The following is a 15,307-nucleotide window of genomic DNA, read 5'->3' as shown; positions in this document are numbered from 1 at the left end:
TTTTGGTTGCTTTATTTCACTTGGCTTACGAATTAACTAAATAAATACGGATTATGAAAAGATTTTCGCAAAAAAGGCGGGAATTTTGTGGATGCAAGTGATTTATGTTAATTTCGCCGAGTTAAACGGTCGAAATCGCCCATGAACTGCTGCTTTTTAGGAACAGCGGTCTTAAATGCATGTGAAACTTAAACGTTTTAAAAAATTGGATTTATTTGATAAACTGAAGACTAATTTAGGTCCCTTAGGAAAGCACTCTGAGCTTTCAGAAGGTTATTTTATGTTTCCTAAACTCGAGGGCGAAATCGCGCCCCGCATGCAGTTTAAGGGAAAAGAAGTGTTGACCTGGAGCTTGAACAATTACTTAGGCTTAGCGAATCATCCTGAAATCAGAGAGGCGGATGCTGCTGCTGCTGCCAAATGGGGTGCGGCCTATCCGATGGGTGCACGCATGATGTCGGGCCAGACAGACCTGCACGAGCAGCTGGAGCGGGAACTAGCTGAGTTCGTAGCGAAAGAATCCGCCTACCTCCTGAACTACGGTTATCAGGGTATTATGTCTGTCATCGATGCACTTTTAGACCGTAAAGATGTAGTCGTGTACGATGCCGAGTGTCATGCCTGTATCATCGATGCCCTGCGCATGCATCTTGGTAAGCGCTATGTATTCCCGCATAACGACATTGAAAACTGCGAAAAACAGTTGCAGCGTGCTACCAAGTTAGCTGAAGAGCAGGGGGGAGGCATTCTTCTCATCACCGAGGGCGTTTTCGGTATGACAGGCGACCAAGGAAAGATAGCAGAGATTGTAGCGCTGAAGAAAAAATACAATTTCCGTCTCCTAGTAGATGATGCGCATGGTTTCGGGACCATGGGGAAAACGGGTGCCGGTACCGGTGAAGAACAAGGGGTGCAAAAAGAAATCGACTTGTATTTCTCCACATTCGCTAAATCCATGGCTTCTATAGGAGCTTTTATCGCTGGAGATGCTCCTGTGATTCATTACTTGAAGTACAACATGCGCTCTCAGATTTTCGCCAAGTCACTTCCTATGCTTTTGGTAGAGGGTGCACTGAAGCGATTGGAGTTGCTGCGCACACGCCCTGAATTAAAAGATAATCTTTGGAAGGTTGTGAATGCACTGAAATCGGGCTTAATCGCGAAAGGATTTAGCATCGGTAATTCTAACTCTCCCGTAACTCCTGTGGTGTTAAATGGTACCGTAGGGGAAGCGGCTACGCTGAGCAAGGATTTACGCGAAACGTATAATATTTTCTGTTCTGTGGTGATTTATCCTGTAGTACCTAAGGGCATGATTATTTTAAGGCTAATTCCTACAGCGGTGCATACACTTGAGGATGTGGAAGAGACCATTACAGCCTTCGAAGCGATCAAGAATAAGCTGAGCAGTGGATACTACAAACAAACAGAATTGGCCATGTCTTTTGGCGAATAATCAAAAAAAAACTCTGAAAATGCATGCATTTTGCGTAGACTTTTATTTACTTTAATGCAGCATTCATGAACATCAACCTAAAAATTAAATTTTTATGAACAGATTTAACGAAATTAAGGAGTTAGTATTAAGCCTTGAGGCTGATTTTGAGAAGTTTTACGACAAAAAGAATCAAGCTGCAGGTACACGCGTGAGAAAAGGGATGCAAGACATCAAAAACTTAGCGCAGGATATCCGAAAAGAAGTACAAGATATTAAAAATGCGGAAGGTTGATAAGCTATTTCCTTTAGGTTAAATCTTTATACCGTATACGCACAAACTAAAAAAAGCCAGCTGCATGTAACAGCTGGCTTTTTTGGCTCTTGGTCATGGTATTCGTACGAGGCTACCCGAAGCGTTTCTACTTCTACACGCCTCGGGTAGTCGTCTGTGCATCGATTAACGTTTGTCTTCTACTGCGCCACCGATGAGGAAAACATTATTCTCTCTGTTGGTGTCTGCTAAGCGAAGGCTCGGGTCGATTTCCACCTTCTCGATAGCGGTAAAGTCACGGTCGATTGTGATGGTTTTTTCGGTGTTCGTCCATGGCCAGCGTTCTGTATGTACACGCTTCGGCTTACCTGCTTCTTCTGGCTTATCTCCTCGCTGGATGACCAGTGGTAGATAAACAGTCTCTTGGGAGCCATCCTTATACGTCACTACGATGTCTAAAGGCATCGGCATTAATCCCACACGCTCTAAGGCAATGGAAGTCTTACCGGGTTCTGAAGCCGGCGTTACCGCGCGGATACCGTAATCTACAGACTTCGTGGACGCCACGAAATAGTCTAAATACCAGTCTAATTCCAAGCCGGATACCTTTTCCATCACACGAATAACGTCGTTTCCGTTGGGATGCTTGAACTGCCAGTCATTCCATAAGCGAAGCATGCCCTTTTTAAAGTTTTCTTTTCCGATGATATAGGCCAGCTGCTCCACGAATACAGCACCTTTCGAATAAGTCCCTGCTCCATAGGCTGCATTAAACTGATAATGGTCAGCATGTGTGGTTAGCGGTTCCTCTCTTCCAGAAGCTTCCAGACGGAAGTAGCTGCCATAATTTCCCCCTTGGATGAAGCTATCTTCGTCTCCTTTGTCGAAGACAGCATTCATGACCACGTTCGTGCCCCAAGTGGTGAAGCCTTCATCCAGCCAAGCTCCGAAGACTCGTTAAAGCCTAAGACGCCATAGTACCACATGTGAATCAGCTCATGAACGGTCACCCCCACGAGGCTACGTAGGTTACGATGCCCCGTGACTAAAGTAGCCATGGGGTACTCCATGCCTCCATCTCCACCTTGGATCACACTAAACTGCTTGTACGGGTAGGTGCCAAAATTTTCTGACATATACGCGATGGCATCTACTGTGTAAGGCTTTAGTTTGGCCCAATTTTCTTCTGTCTGCTCATTTTTCACGTAAAGGAAGTGCACCATCGGCCCTCCATTCTCCATTTGGATTTTTTCGTGTGTATAGTTCGGGTCAGCGGCCCACATAAAGTCATGTACGTCCGGCGCGTGGAAGTGCCAGGTCAAGGTTTTGCCGCTAGGCTGAGGGACTTTCACGCCAGCGTCTTCGTAGCCATGTCCGATTTCATTCGCATTTTTCAGGTAGCCAGTGCCCCCTACTGTATAGTCCTTATCGATGGTGATTTTTACGTCGAACTCACCGAAGTTACCATAAAATTCACGGCCGATGTAGGGATTGGCATGCCAGCCGCGCACATCGTAAGCGGCCATTTTCGGGTACCACTGCGCCATGGAGTAGCGGATACCTTCGCGGTTATCACGCCCTGCACGTCGGATTTGCAGGGGGACCTGCCCCTCAAATTCCATGTCGAATACCACGGTCTGACCGGGTAAGATCGGCTCTGTGAGGTTCACTTCCAGGATGGTTTCCACATGTTCGAAAGGTACTGGCTTGCCATTCATGGAGAGCTTTTCTACCTGTAGATACCCGATTTCATCCGCTTTTAAGTTGGCGATACGGTCCATCACGCGGCGGTCCGGATCTCCGATGGTGCGTGAGCGTACATCCATCATGCTGCCCGGCTGAAAGGCATTATAGTATAGGTGGTAAAAAGCACGGGTTAGCGTGTCGGGAGAGTTATTCGTGTAGGCCAGCTGCTGGGTACCTCGGTAGCGGTTGGTTTCCGTGTTCATGGTGACATCCATGTCGTATTTTACACGCTGCTGCCAGCGTTCCACCTGCGCTTCTGCCAGGGAGATACAGGCCATCAGCCAGACGGCTGCTCCTAAAATCACATTTCTCTGCATGATTAGCTTCTTTTTTTGCCATAAAATAAAGCAAATTTAAGTAGCCCCCAAAACCAGTCCTGTAAAATACCGCATTTGTTTTGGCCTCGGCCTTCGGGCACCCATTTATCCCCCTATTTTTCCTTTAAATAAAAAGCGGTAGGCTGGCCACGAAAGAATCATCTTTTTTGGTGATAAATTTTAAAAGAATATGATGAAAAGTTTCTACCACAGCTTCGGCCACTACTGGAAGGCGCTTTGGCTGCTGCTCCTCTTCGGGGGCTTCGCCCAAAGTACCCATGCCCAGGAAGGGGTTGACCTGGACCTTTTTGCGCCGATGAAGGCGCGCTCCATAGGGCCTTCCGCCATGAGTGGGCGAATCACTGCCATCGACGCGGTGCATGCGAATCCGAATATTATCTATGCGGGGGCGGCCTCGGGGGGGATATGGAAGTCTACCTCAGGAGGGATCACCTGGGAGCCGATTTTCGATGAGGAAAAAGTACATAGTATCGGTGCGATCAGTATCTATCAGAAAAATCCAAACATCATTTGGGTGGGAACTGGGGAAGGAAATCCGCGGAACTCACTTAATTTAGGCTATGGCGTGTACCGCTCTTTAGATGCGGGCGAGACCTGGGAGCTGATGGGCTTAGAGAAAACGCGTGCGATTCACCGCATCATCGTGCATCCGGATGATCCGAACACGGTTTATGTGGGAGCGATCGGTTCTCCATGGGGGACGCAGGAAGAGCGTGGCGTGTATAAAACTACGGACGGCGGAAAGACGTGGAAGAAAATCCTGTATGTAGATGAAAAAACAGGTGTGGGAGAGATGATTATGGATCCCAATAATCCAAACAAGCTTTTCGTCAATATGTGGGAGCACAGACGCTATCCTTGGTTTTTTACCTCAGGAGGAGCTTCTTCTGGCTTGTATGTGACCATCGATGGTGGGGACAACTGGAAGCGCTTAGACGATAAGAATGGCTTGCCTAAGGGCGATCTTGGCCGCATGGGCTTAGCGATTTCGAAGGCGAATTCTCAAAAGGTCTATGCGCTGGTGGAATCTTCCAAGAATGCGCTTTACGTGTCGCAGGACGGCGGAAAAAATTTCCGCATGGTGAATGACAAGCCAGAAATCGGCGATAGGCCATTCTATTATTTTGAGATTTATGCCGATCCGAAAAATGAGGACCGCCTGTACACACTGTATTCCCGAGTGGGCATGAGTGAGGATGGGGGCAGAAGTTTTCGTCAGCTGCTGAGCTACAGCGGGGTACACCCGGATCACCATGCTTGGTATATTCACCCAGAAGATCCTAAGTTTATGATCGATGGGAATGATGGTGGCCTAAACATCACACGCGATGGGGGCAAGACCTGGTACTTTGCCGAAGGCCTGCCTGTAGGCCAGTGGTACCATGTGAATGTGGACAATGAGCTACCTTATAATATTTATGGTGGCCTTCAGGATAATGGCAGCTGGGTGGGTCCTGCTTATGTGTGGCGTCGCGATGGGATTCGCAACACCTACTGGCAGGAGCTTATGTTCGGTGATGGCTTCGATGTGGTGCCGGATCCAGAAGATTCGCGCTATGGTTATGCCATGTCGCAGGGGGGAAATGTGGCGCGCTACGATAAGGAAACGGGCCAAAAGCGGGTGATTCGCCCGACGCACCCGGATAAGGATGTGTTTTTACGTTTCAACTGGAACGCGGCGATCGCGCAGTCTCCGCACGATGCAGCCACGATCTATTATGGTAGCCAGTTCCTGCACAAGAGCACGGATCGGGGAGAGACCTGGGAAATTATCAGCCCAGACCTCACCACAGATGATCCGGAGAAGCAGAAGCAACAGGAAACGGGGGGCTTGACCTTTGATATCACTGGGGCTGAGAATCATACGACTATTTTGGCCATCGCGCCGAGCCCGGTAGATCCTGATGTGATCTGGGTGGGAACCGATGACGGTAATGTGCAGGTGACCCGTGATGGTGGGAAGACTTGGACGAATACGAGCATGAACCTGCGTGGCCTGCCGAAGGCGAGTTGGATTCCTCAGCTGCAGGCAAGCCGTTACGATGCTGGCGAAGCATGGGTCGTGGCGAATAATTATCGTAATAACGACTTCAGTGCCTATGCGTACCGCACGAAGGATTTTGGTAAGACCTATGAGCGCATCGCCGATGATTCGAAGGTTTGGGGCTATACCTTGAGCATTTTACAGGATCCTGTCGAGCCGAACTTGGTGTTTTTAGGGACCGAGTTCGGGCTATATGTGAGTTTCGATGGTGCTAAAAACTGGCAGCAGTGGCGTCATGGCTATCCGAAAGCGGTTTCTACCTATGATATGGTCATGCAGGAGCGCGAGTCGGACTTGGTGATCGGGACCTTTGGGCGCTCGCTTTATGTTTTGGATGATGTGAAGCCTCTTCGCCTTTTAGCGGCGAATGGAGGTAAATTGCCTGCGGCAAAGTTGACGGCGATTCAGCCGAATGATGCGTATCAGGTGTCGATCGATCAGCCCCATGGTGAGCGCTTTATGGCGGATGCTAAGTATGCTGGGGAGAACAGATCTTTCGGTGCTCCGATCCAGTTTTTCTTCCATGATGAGGCGAAAAGCAAGCCGGACACGGTGAGCATTCAGCTGGTAGCCTCTTCTGGCGAGGTAATTCGTACGTTTAAGACTGTTCCAAGGAAGGGCTTGAACCGAGTGGTTTGGGGCATGGATCGGAAGGCTAGTGTGGAAACGCCAAGTCGTCGTCCGCGCCGTGGTTTCTATGAGGCGGGCGGTGGTCCAGCGCTTCCGGGAACGTATACGGTGCGCATGCAGTACGGCGAGGAGCAGGCAGAGACTTCGATTCGTTTATTCTCTGACCCACGTACAGATCCGAAGCAGGCCGATTTAATCGCGCGGGATCAGTTTATCCAAGAAACGGAAGCATTAAGTGCTGAGGTGATGGAAGTGATGGGGCATGTAGCTGAGATGCGCGCTGCCGCGCAAAAGGTACTGGACTTCGTAAAAGATGGTAGCTCTGAGGAGCAGAAAGAGCTGGCTAAGGCGGCTAAGGCCCTCCAAGAGGCCATGAAAGCGGTGAATGAGGCCTTCTATGGTCCTTCGCGCGAGGGTCAGGGTATCGTTCGCAACCTCTTCCCGACGACGATGTCGCATTTAAGTGCACCGCGTCGCTATGCTTCTTCTTCTATCGGCGCTCCGGGAGAGACCGAGCAGCGTTTACTTACCCATGCGCGCGAGGCGGTAGCTGAAGCGATGGAAGTGTATACGCGTTTTGTAGAGGAAGAGTGGAAGCCTTTCGAGCAAAAAGTAAATGCGAGTAAAATGCAGTTGGAGCCGATTTTTTAAGGTTTCATAGAAGTAACTGCATGCGAATTTAAGAGCAGCCCAAGAATTTTGGGCTGCTTTTTTTATTCCGTTCTTTTTTAGGTACGGAAGGAGGGTACTTTTACCCAAGTACCAATCAGCCGGGATCTAGTTCGGTCAATGTAAACTGCTCCGACTGCTCGGTTACGATTACGGTGAAAAAAGGCAATAATTCTAAATAATGTTTCACTTGGGCTGCCTTGAGGCAGCCCGCTAATTTCTTTATGCTATGCGTAAATTAATGTTTTTATCTGTTTGGGTCGCCTGTGTAGCTTGTAAGGAGCACAAGCCAAGCACGTATTCGCTTAATGAGCGGCAGGAACTGGTTCTGGATGTTCAAGCGGCGGGGGTTCCTGCCACCTTATCTTTCGCTACGGATTCGGAGGTGACCCTTATTCAGGAAGATTTCGTCAACAAGCAGGGGTTGCGTCCGCATCGTCAGGTCAATATGAATGGTGTTCCTAGTGACGTGGTTTATTTACTCGATTTTCAAGTGGGAGGTGTTCGCCTGGACTCTGTGGAGGCAGTGGTGGCCAGGGTCGAAGATGGGTTCTTCGACTTTTTTGCTTATGATGGTCTGCTAGGCTTGCATATTATTCAAGAGCTAGCGTGGAGTTTCGATCAAGAAAAACAAGAGGTTACGGTGCGTAAAGAAAATATGAAAGCACCTGAAGGGGCTGTTTCTTTGGCTTTCGACACCCGTGGGGCGCCGGGCTACATCGTGGTGGATTTAAAAGACGATTCTGATTCCGATTCCGCGACGCGCGCTCAGTTCAGTTCTCGCAATGCTAGTTTGCTTAGCACAGTTTACCGACAAGAAGCGTTTATGGAGCAGCCAGTATCCCTTGATCAGCAGGTAGAAGCTTCTAAATTAACGACCTTAGCGGTATCTGCATTGGAGTGCAAGGAAGAGATAGTGAGTGATTACAGTTTCCTTGGCCATCGTATCAAGCGTGCACTCTTAAAGGAAATGGAGGGAAATTTCGAAACCAAGGTGCTTTTAGGCAATCAAATCATTCGGGAGTCTTCTCTCTTTATCTTAGATCCGTTCGAGGGCAAGATCCATGTGGCTTTCCCAGAGCAGGGTGCGGAATAAATCGGCATTCCATTAGGGGGGTGGCGAGCCACTGACTGGAAGAAAGGAGTGGGGCGGTGAACCTTAGCGTCTTATTTATTTCTTCCAGTATTTCTTTTGTCGAAGTGCTGGAGGATTTTAGGCGAATGTTGTAACTTGAGCAGAAACTCTAGTCCCTATGAACTACTTGTTACCTCTTCTGCTTTGTTTCTTGGTTTTAGGCTGTCAGTCTGATGCAGAAAAGATTAAACGGCTGGGTCAACTTTCCGCGTTTATGGAGATGGTAGCGGCAGAGGTTAAGCCCATCGCTTTAAGTGCGCCTATGACCCCTTCGGAGCTAGATGAAATCTGGGAGGAAGCTACGCGTATGGCGGAAGAGGCAGGGGTTGAGCTTTACCGAGAGCCTTCTCTGATTCGCACGCTCTTGTTTCCCACAGGGGCGGGAGCAGACCGAGAAGTGCTGCTCGTTTATAAGGGGAATGCTTTAGCTGCGTATTTGGATTTAAAAGAGCACCAGGAGCAGTTGGAAGAGGAACAAGTGGCGCGGCGCTTTGGACGTTTATTGGGGTATCCTACTACATATGTGAATACGCTTTTGGCCACAAATTCATCTTTTCGTAGTCTACCCGATTTCGGAATACAAGGAACGAATATTTTCCTGTACTACGAGGATTTGCCCGCAGCAGAGCAGTTTTACGGGGAACTGCTGGGTTTAGAAAAAGTGTCGGATTATGGTTTTGCGCAGACCTTTCGTATTGCACAGGACGCCTTTCTTACCCTGGTAGATGCGACTATAGGTCGTCATCAGTCTGATGAACCGAAAACGGTGGCCATAGCCTTGCTTACTGATGCTCTTCCTGACTGGTATACCTACCTGCAGGCTGAAGGGGTGGAGATCAAGTATCCGTATAAGCCAAAGGAGGGTGCAGCTCACGACGGGTTTGTGGTTGTGGATCCTGAGGGATACCTTTTAGAGTTTGAGACCTTTAAGCAGCATCCTGAAAATGAGGTGCTTTTGCCGCAACTGCGGCGCTATGCTCCTTTAGAGCTGCATTCTGTGGGCAGCACCTCGCGTAAAGGATTTTATGGTGCAGTATACTGGATGTACTACGAAGATTTACAGGAGGCTGCCTTGTTTTATACCGAAACGATCGGTCTGCCTTTACGCGTGGATCAAGGATGGGCCCATGTGTATCAAGCTTCTGAAACTGGGTATATTGGTTTAGTAGATGAGCGTCGGGGTATGCATCGCTTTACTGAAAAAAAAGGGGCGAGTATGGCCCTGCTAGTGGCTGACTGGGAAGCTGGTATGCGTATGTGCAGGCTACCTCTCCTTTCCCGCTGCATCAAAATAAGTATGTAGGTAGTGAGGGGCGTTATGAAGCTTTCGTAGGCACAGATCCTGGGGGTTACTTTTTAGAATTTAATCGTTTTGCTGCCCATGCAGATAACGAGCGCTTATTGGAAGTACTCGGAGTGGAGGAATAGAGGTGTTCTCGTTGCTTACGAGGCATTTCTTTCTTTTCGAAGGTCATAAAAGGGGGTAGTTGATGTGAAATCAGATAGAAAATATGCATCTTGTACCTGCTATGGAGGCAGAATCACTTATTCGAAGCATTAACAAGTTAGAAAAGCAGGAACTTTTCAAAATTTCCCGCTTTAAGCCACTGATAAAAAAAACCAAGCCGCATACGCATGAGGGTTATTATGAACTCATTTATTTGGCAGAGGGGGAGGGCTTCACTGGTGGAGACGGAGAAATTTCAAATAAAGGCTCCGGATGTTTTCTTTCTAAAGCCGGGTCAATTGCATTTTTGGCAGTTCACTGCTATTCCTAAAGGCTTCGTGTTGATGTTTAAAGAAGCCTATATCGATCCTATAAAGGAAGGGAGGCTACTCCAACAGATCCAGCAGTTGGGCGATTTAACTCGTATTTCGGATTGGAAGGACCCTTTCGTTGGGCCTATTTTAGCGGATGTTTTGCATAGCGCGCAAGAACCCACTCCGCAGCAAGAGACACTCATTAAAGGATATCTGTCTGTCTTGCTTGCCAAAATAGCTTTGCAGCTACGGACGGGAACGCAGTCAGGTGTGGAGCAACCGCTTTGTGACCGCTTTCTGGGCCTTCTGGCCACGCAGCATCCGCCCCTGCATCGAGTGGCGGCTTATGCGGCATTATTACAGACCTCTCCACAAAATTTAAATCAGGCCTGCAAAAAGAAAACAGGCAGCACTGCCTCCGAGCACATAAGCGCACAGCTTGTGCTGGAAGCAAAGCGGGTTATTCTGCATACCGATCAAAACATTAACCAGATCGCTGATTATTTTTCTTTTAATGACGCATCCTATTTTGTCAAGTTTTTCAAAAAGCATACAGGGGAGACGCCTCATCAATATCGAGCACGCTATTTTGGCGATCAGTGAAACGTGAACGGCCAGAGGAATGCCTGAAAATCTTTTGAAAAATAGGATTAGGCTGTAGCGAGCCTTTCATTTTTACCATTTTGCGGATTGATTTTACCACAAGACCTCCTAAAGGTTCCCTTATTTTTGTACAAGCTAATCATTCCCCTTGCTTGTTGAGTCCCTATGTTGAAAAATTATTTGAAAACTAGCCTGCTGCTGCTTGTCTTAGTTTGCGGTAGTACTACCCTCAGTGCTCAGGGAGAGCTTCGCACGCTTGTAGAGCTAAGCACGGCGAATTACCCTGAGTTACGTGCGAAAGGATTCGAACTTGAGGCAGCGCGCCGGCAGGTGCAGTACGAGCGTTCGGCGCTTATGCCCACTTTAGATGGCTCTTATCAACTGATTTACTCTACTAATAATAACATTACGGGCATGTTTTTGCCTAATTTGGTCTTACCCATTTCTGGGCCACCTGTTTTGGAAAATTCTTTCGACATGGTGTTTGGTTCTGCGGCCTCCCTGCTGATGAACTGGACACCGTTTACTTTTGGAAAGCGTTCGAGCCGCATTCAATCGGCGCGTCCTCAGCCAAGAGCTCGCGCAGCAGGAGCAAGCGCTGACGCTTTTAGAGCACCAGGTGCGGTTTATAGAAGCTTACCTAAACTATTGGGCGGCGGTAGCTAGGGTAGAGGCTGCCGAAAAAAATAAAGAGCGCTACGCGGATAACCTAGCGCTTTCCAGTGTCTTGGTAGAAAATGGCTTGCGTCCTGCGGTCGATTCTGCGCAGTTTAATGCCTTGTTTGCGCGTGCTTCCATTTCTTTTTTGCAGGCTCAGAAAAATGTAGCTGCCACCCGTGCTCGTGTGCGCGAACTACTTGGAGACGATATGCAAGTGATCCACATCGATGCCTCTTTAGACCGAATTCTAGCTATGCCTTCGGAAGTAAATCCAGAAGGTCACCCCCTGCTGCAGCGTTCCCGCACGCAGACGCAGCTCGCTCAATCCCTTCAGACCGAATTAAATCGCTCTCTGCTGCCTGATTTAAACTTTTGGGCGACAGCCTTTGCACGCGGCTCCTCCATTCTTTTTGAGGGCGGTTTTGATTCTCCTACCGATGGCCTGGCATTTTCCAAGTACAATTACGGGATGGGCTTCCAAGTGGTGCTACCCCTGCTGCAATTTTCGAGAACTTCTAAGTTGATGCAGCGCCAAAAAGCGCTAATTTCTGCTGCGGAAGTTTATGAGTTGCAGGTGGAGCGTGCACTTGAAAAAGACAGAACGGTAGCGGTGGCGACACTTTCGCATGCGGTGGAAGCGGCTCGTATCGCTCCCCGTTATGTGGAGGCGGCACAGTACAGCTTTCGGTCCTTGCGGGCCAACTATGATGCGGGCTTGATTCAAGCGAATGACCTCATCCAAGGTCAAGCTGACCTTGCTCAGGCAGAGGCAGAAAGTATCGAAATTAAGGTGGAGATGTGGAAGGCACTCTTGTATTATGCCGCAGTCCGTGGGGATGTCACATTATTTCTCGCCTCTTTATCCGAATAAGCTATGCAACTAATAGAAGGATCTCTTCGAAAGCCCCTAACCGTCATGGTCGCCCTACTGGCCATCGCTGTTTTTTCTTTTCTGGCCATTCGGTCGATGAAAATCGACATCTTCCCCACCTTTGGATTGCCTACCATTTACGTGGCGCAGCCTTATGGTGGCTTTCGCCTGATCAGATGGAGTCTTTTGTGACAAATTATTACGAGTATCATTTCCTGTACGTCACAGGAGTGAAAACAGTGGAGTCGAAGTCTGTGCAGGGTAATGCACTCATCAAAATCATTTTTCATGAAGGCACGGATATGAGTCAGGCTGCTGCCGAGGTGGTAGGTTATGTTAATCGCTCTCGGGCCTTTATGCCCCCTGGAACGGTACCTCCCTTTATTACGCGTTTTGATGCTGGATCTGTGCCGGTGGGGCAACTCATTTTTTCTTCGGAGACACGCACCTTAGGTGAGATTTCTGACCTTGCGCTGTTTAATGTTCGTCCTATGTTTTCCACCTTGCCAGGCGTCTCTGCACCACCTCCTTTCGGGGGGAGTGCGAAGTCAGTGATCGTGAGGCTAGATCCTGAAAAATGCAGCGCTATGCGTTTAGCCCCGATGAGGTGGTGGCAGCCCTCGCTCAATATAATGTTATAAGCCTGCGGGAAATTTACGCCAAGGAGATGAGATGCTGCTGACACCTACCAATGCAGTGGCGGAAAGCATCGCTGATTTTGAAACGATACCGCTTACTATTGGTCATGGCCCTGCCGTTTTTTTAAAAGATGTAGCCCAGATAGAGATAGCTTCGGATGTGACGACTGGCTATGCCCTCGTAAATGGTGCGCGCTCTGTTTATATCCCTGTCACGAAGCGTGCCGATGCCTCCACATGGGAGGTGGTAAAAAATGTTAAAGAGGCACTTCCGCGCATGCAGGCCGCCATTCCTGACGATATCCAAGTGTCTTATGCCTTCGATCAGTCTGGCTATGTGATTTATTCACTGCGCAATGTACTTTTCGAAGGAGGGCTTGGCGCCCTGCTGACCGGTTTTATGGTCTTACTTTTCTTGGGTGACAGAAGAGGGGCGCTTATCGTGGTGCTCACCATCCCCATCGCCTTGTTGAGCTCTCTTATTTTGCTTAAGCTTGTCGGTCAAACCATTAACATCATGACTCTAGGAGGATTAGCCTTAGCTATCGGGATACTCGTAGATGAGGCTACCGTCACCATCGAAAATATTCATCGGCATCTGGAAATGGGAAAAAAAGGGTTCCCGCTATTTTAGAAGGGTGTAAGGAAATCGTCACGCCGAAGTTATTGATTCTGTTTAGCATATTGGCGGTTTTCGCGCCGGCTTTTTTTATGTCGGGGGTGCCTAAAGGGATGTTTTTACCCATGTCTCTGGCGGTAGGCTTCGCGATGATAGCTTCCTTTTTGATATCGATGACCCTAGTGCCTGTTTTGGCAGTATGGCTGATGAAGGCGCATGGGCCCGAGGCGGAGTCGCCACGGTTTAACCGTTTTCGGGAGCGGTACCTGCATCGCCTCCAGACCTTTGATAAGCATCATGTGCGTACCCTATCCCTATATTTTCTCCTTGCGGCAGGGCTTTTTATCGGTGGATTTGCACTTATTGGCTTGGATATTTTTCCGAAAGTGGATGCAGGACAGGCGGTAGTGCGTTTACGTCTGGACACGGGTACGCGCTTAGAGCGCACCGAGGAGGCTACTCAGAAGCTCTTGGCACTGGCAGAAGAGGTGGTAGCGCTGGAAATATCGACATCAGCTCGGCCTTTGTCGGTACGCAGCCTTCTAGCTTTCCGGTCAACTTGATTCACCTTTGGACCAGCGGTCCGCATGAATCCGTTACGCGGATCAATTTAAAAAAGCGGGCAGGTATACGAATAGAAGCATTTAAGGAGCAGCTGCGTGCAAAGGTGCGCGAGGAGCTACCAGAGGCGCGAATTTCTTTCGAGCCGGGAGACCTGGTAGACCAGGTTTTGAACCTCGGGGCCAATAACCCGATAGAGGTGGCTATTTTAGGGAAAAACCTGGCTAGTTCTTATGCGGTCGCCCGGGATTTGCGCCAGCACCTCAGTGAAGACCCTGTATTTCGTGATGTGCAGGTGGCTACACCACTGGATTACCCTACCCTAAAAATTCAGATCGACCGCGTGAAGGCTGGGCAGCTCGGTCTCACGGTAAAGGAAATTTCGGAGGCTTTGGTGACGGCCACTTCTTCTAGCCGTTTTACGGAGCCTAATTATTGGCGCGACCCTGAGTCAGCGGTGGCCTACCAGGTGCAAGTGGAGTATCCCCAGTATTTGGTGGCGGACCAGGCGGATGTGGAGCTGGTACCCATTACAAGTCGGAGCGGTGAAAAAGTCTTTCTACGTGACGTAGCACAGTTTGAGACCTTGAAAACGCCTGCTGCCTATGATCGCCTGAACCAGCAGCGTTATGTAACCGTCACTGCGAATACCCATGCTACAGATTTAGGAAGAGCGGTAAAACGATTGGATCAAGCCATCGTAGCACTAGGGGATTTGCCTCCGGGGGTTCAAATCGTCCAGAAGGGGCAGGTGGATCTTCTCGGACAGACCACTCGCGAGCTGCAGCTGGGCCTATTTATCGCCATCGTAGTTATCGTGCTGATGCTGGCAGCGAGTTTTCAGTCTTTTCGGGCGGCGGCAGTTATCCTTATGTTAGTTCCAGCTGTGGTGGCAGGCTCGCTCTTGCTACTTTTACTCACTGGACACACCTTGAATATCCAGTCCTATATGGGGATGATTATGGCGGTGGGAGTAGCCGTGGCCAATGCTATTTTATTCGTCACACGAGCGGAAGATTTACGAAAGAGCGGAGCTTCTTCCGCCTACCGCTTAGCTGCTGAAAATCGTGTGCGCCCGATTTTGATGACCAGTCTGACTATGATCGTCGGTGTGAGCCCCATGGCCTTGGGCCTCGGTGAAGGTGGGGATCAGATCGCACCGCTCGGTGTAGCGGTGATCGGAGGACTACTCTTCTCCCTAGTCAGCACCCTGTTTTTCCTGCCGCTGGTTTACCATCATTTCGTTGGCAAGCGGCCCTATCAAAGTCCTTCCCTTCACCCTACCGATACCGCGAGTGTTTACTACCAAGATAATACCTGATC

General features: G+C 49.1%; 11 protein-coding genes and 2 pseudogenes. 12 read left to right on the top strand and 1 reads right to left on the bottom strand.

The window, feature by feature from the left end; translation table 11 throughout:
• Positions 1 to 205: 205 nt before the first annotated feature.
• Positions 206 to 1,456: an aminotransferase class I/II-fold pyridoxal phosphate-dependent enzyme gene (locus A3SI_RS08370; protein ID WP_009055068.1), complete on the top strand. Its 1,251-nt coding sequence runs from the start codon at positions 206 to 208 to the stop codon at positions 1,454 to 1,456.
• Positions 1,457 to 1,550: 94 nt separating this feature from the next.
• Entirely contained in the window at positions 1,551 to 1,730 is a 180-nt protein-coding gene (locus A3SI_RS08365; RefSeq protein WP_009055066.1) for a hypothetical protein, read from the top strand.
• Positions 1,731 to 1,895: 165 nt separating this feature from the next.
• On the opposite strand, the pseudogene A3SI_RS08360 reads toward A3SI_RS08365, so the two are convergent.
• Positions 1,896 to 3,733: pseudogene (locus A3SI_RS08360) on the bottom strand (M1 family metallopeptidase).
• Between the two features lie 229 nt (positions 3,734 to 3,962).
• Between A3SI_RS08360 and A3SI_RS08355 the strand changes: the two are divergent.
• The 10 genes and pseudogenes from A3SI_RS08355 to A3SI_RS22555 all read left to right on the top strand — a co-directional run bounded on the left by A3SI_RS08355 (position 3,963) and on the right by A3SI_RS22555 (position 15,305).
• Positions 3,963 to 7,118: a VPS10 domain-containing protein gene (locus A3SI_RS08355; RefSeq protein ID WP_009055064.1), complete on the top strand. Its 3,156-nt coding sequence runs from the start codon at positions 3,963 to 3,965 to the stop codon at positions 7,116 to 7,118.
• Between the two features lie 247 nt (positions 7,119 to 7,365).
• Positions 7,366 to 8,232 (top strand): hypothetical protein, encoded by an 867-nt coding sequence (locus A3SI_RS08350; RefSeq protein WP_156810229.1) that lies wholly within the window; start codon positions 7,366 to 7,368, stop codon positions 8,230 to 8,232.
• Between the two features lie 157 nt (positions 8,233 to 8,389).
• Positions 8,390 to 9,574, top strand: coding sequence for a VOC family protein (locus tag A3SI_RS17330; protein ID WP_009055061.1), 1,185 nt, complete (start codon positions 8,390 to 8,392; stop codon positions 9,572 to 9,574).
• Positions 9,575 to 10,062: 488 nt separating this feature from the next.
• On the top strand, positions 10,063 to 10,635 hold the full coding sequence (locus A3SI_RS08335; RefSeq protein ID WP_009055057.1) for a helix-turn-helix domain-containing protein: 573 nt from the start codon (positions 10,063 to 10,065) through the stop codon (positions 10,633 to 10,635).
• A gap of 180 nt (positions 10,636 to 10,815) precedes the next feature.
• Complete coding sequence (locus A3SI_RS20605; RefSeq protein ID WP_238531673.1) at positions 10,816 to 11,301, top strand: TolC family protein; 486 nt, start codon at positions 10,816 to 10,818, stop codon at positions 11,299 to 11,301.
• Positions 11,255 to 12,166: a TolC family protein gene (locus A3SI_RS08330; RefSeq protein WP_394330367.1), complete on the top strand. Its 912-nt coding sequence runs from the start codon at positions 11,255 to 11,257 to the stop codon at positions 12,164 to 12,166. The genes A3SI_RS20605 and A3SI_RS08330 overlap by 47 nt, the downstream gene beginning before the upstream one ends.
• Positions 12,167 to 12,169: 3 nt before the next feature.
• Complete coding sequence (locus A3SI_RS22575) at positions 12,170 to 12,358, top strand: efflux RND transporter permease subunit (protein WP_238531672.1); 189 nt, start codon at positions 12,170 to 12,172, stop codon at positions 12,356 to 12,358.
• Complete coding sequence (locus A3SI_RS22570; RefSeq protein ID WP_316929141.1) at positions 12,355 to 12,807, top strand: efflux RND transporter permease subunit; 453 nt, start codon at positions 12,355 to 12,357, stop codon at positions 12,805 to 12,807. Before A3SI_RS22575 ends, A3SI_RS22570 begins: the two co-directional genes overlap by 4 nt.
• A 31-nt stretch (positions 12,808 to 12,838) precedes the next feature.
• A pseudogene (locus tag A3SI_RS23240) lies at positions 12,839 to 13,986 on the top strand (efflux RND transporter permease subunit).
• Positions 13,983 to 15,305 carry an efflux RND transporter permease subunit gene (locus A3SI_RS22555; protein WP_238531671.1) on the top strand — a complete coding sequence of 441 codons (1,323 nt, stop codon included), beginning with the start codon at positions 13,983 to 13,985 and terminating at the stop codon, positions 15,303 to 15,305. Before A3SI_RS23240 ends, A3SI_RS22555 begins: the two are co-directional and overlap by 4 nt.
• Positions 15,306 to 15,307: the final 2 nt, after the last annotated feature.

Source organism: Nitritalea halalkaliphila LW7, from assembly GCF_000265075.1.
Taxonomy (GTDB): Bacteria; Bacteroidota; Bacteroidia; order Cytophagales; family Cyclobacteriaceae; genus Nitritalea; species Nitritalea halalkaliphila.
Note: the sequence above shows the minus strand (reverse complement) of the source record. Positions and strands in the feature narration are given on the sequence as shown.

Coding starts and splice junctions, on each gene's coding strand:
- A3SI_RS08365 (WP_009055066.1), top strand. CDS start 1,551: ATGAACAGATTTAACGAAATTAAGGAGTTAGTATTAAGCCTTGAGGCT.
- A3SI_RS08335 (WP_009055057.1), top strand. CDS start 10,063: ATGTTTAAAGAAGCCTATATCGATCCTATAAAGGAAGGGAGGCTACTC.
- A3SI_RS08350 (WP_156810229.1), top strand. CDS start 7,366: ATGCGTAAATTAATGTTTTTATCTGTTTGGGTCGCCTGTGTAGCTTGT.
- A3SI_RS17330 (WP_009055061.1), top strand. CDS start 8,390: ATGAACTACTTGTTACCTCTTCTGCTTTGTTTCTTGGTTTTAGGCTGT.
- A3SI_RS22575 (WP_238531672.1), top strand. CDS start 12,170: ATGCAACTAATAGAAGGATCTCTTCGAAAGCCCCTAACCGTCATGGTC.
- A3SI_RS08355 (WP_009055064.1), top strand. CDS start 3,963: ATGATGAAAAGTTTCTACCACAGCTTCGGCCACTACTGGAAGGCGCTT.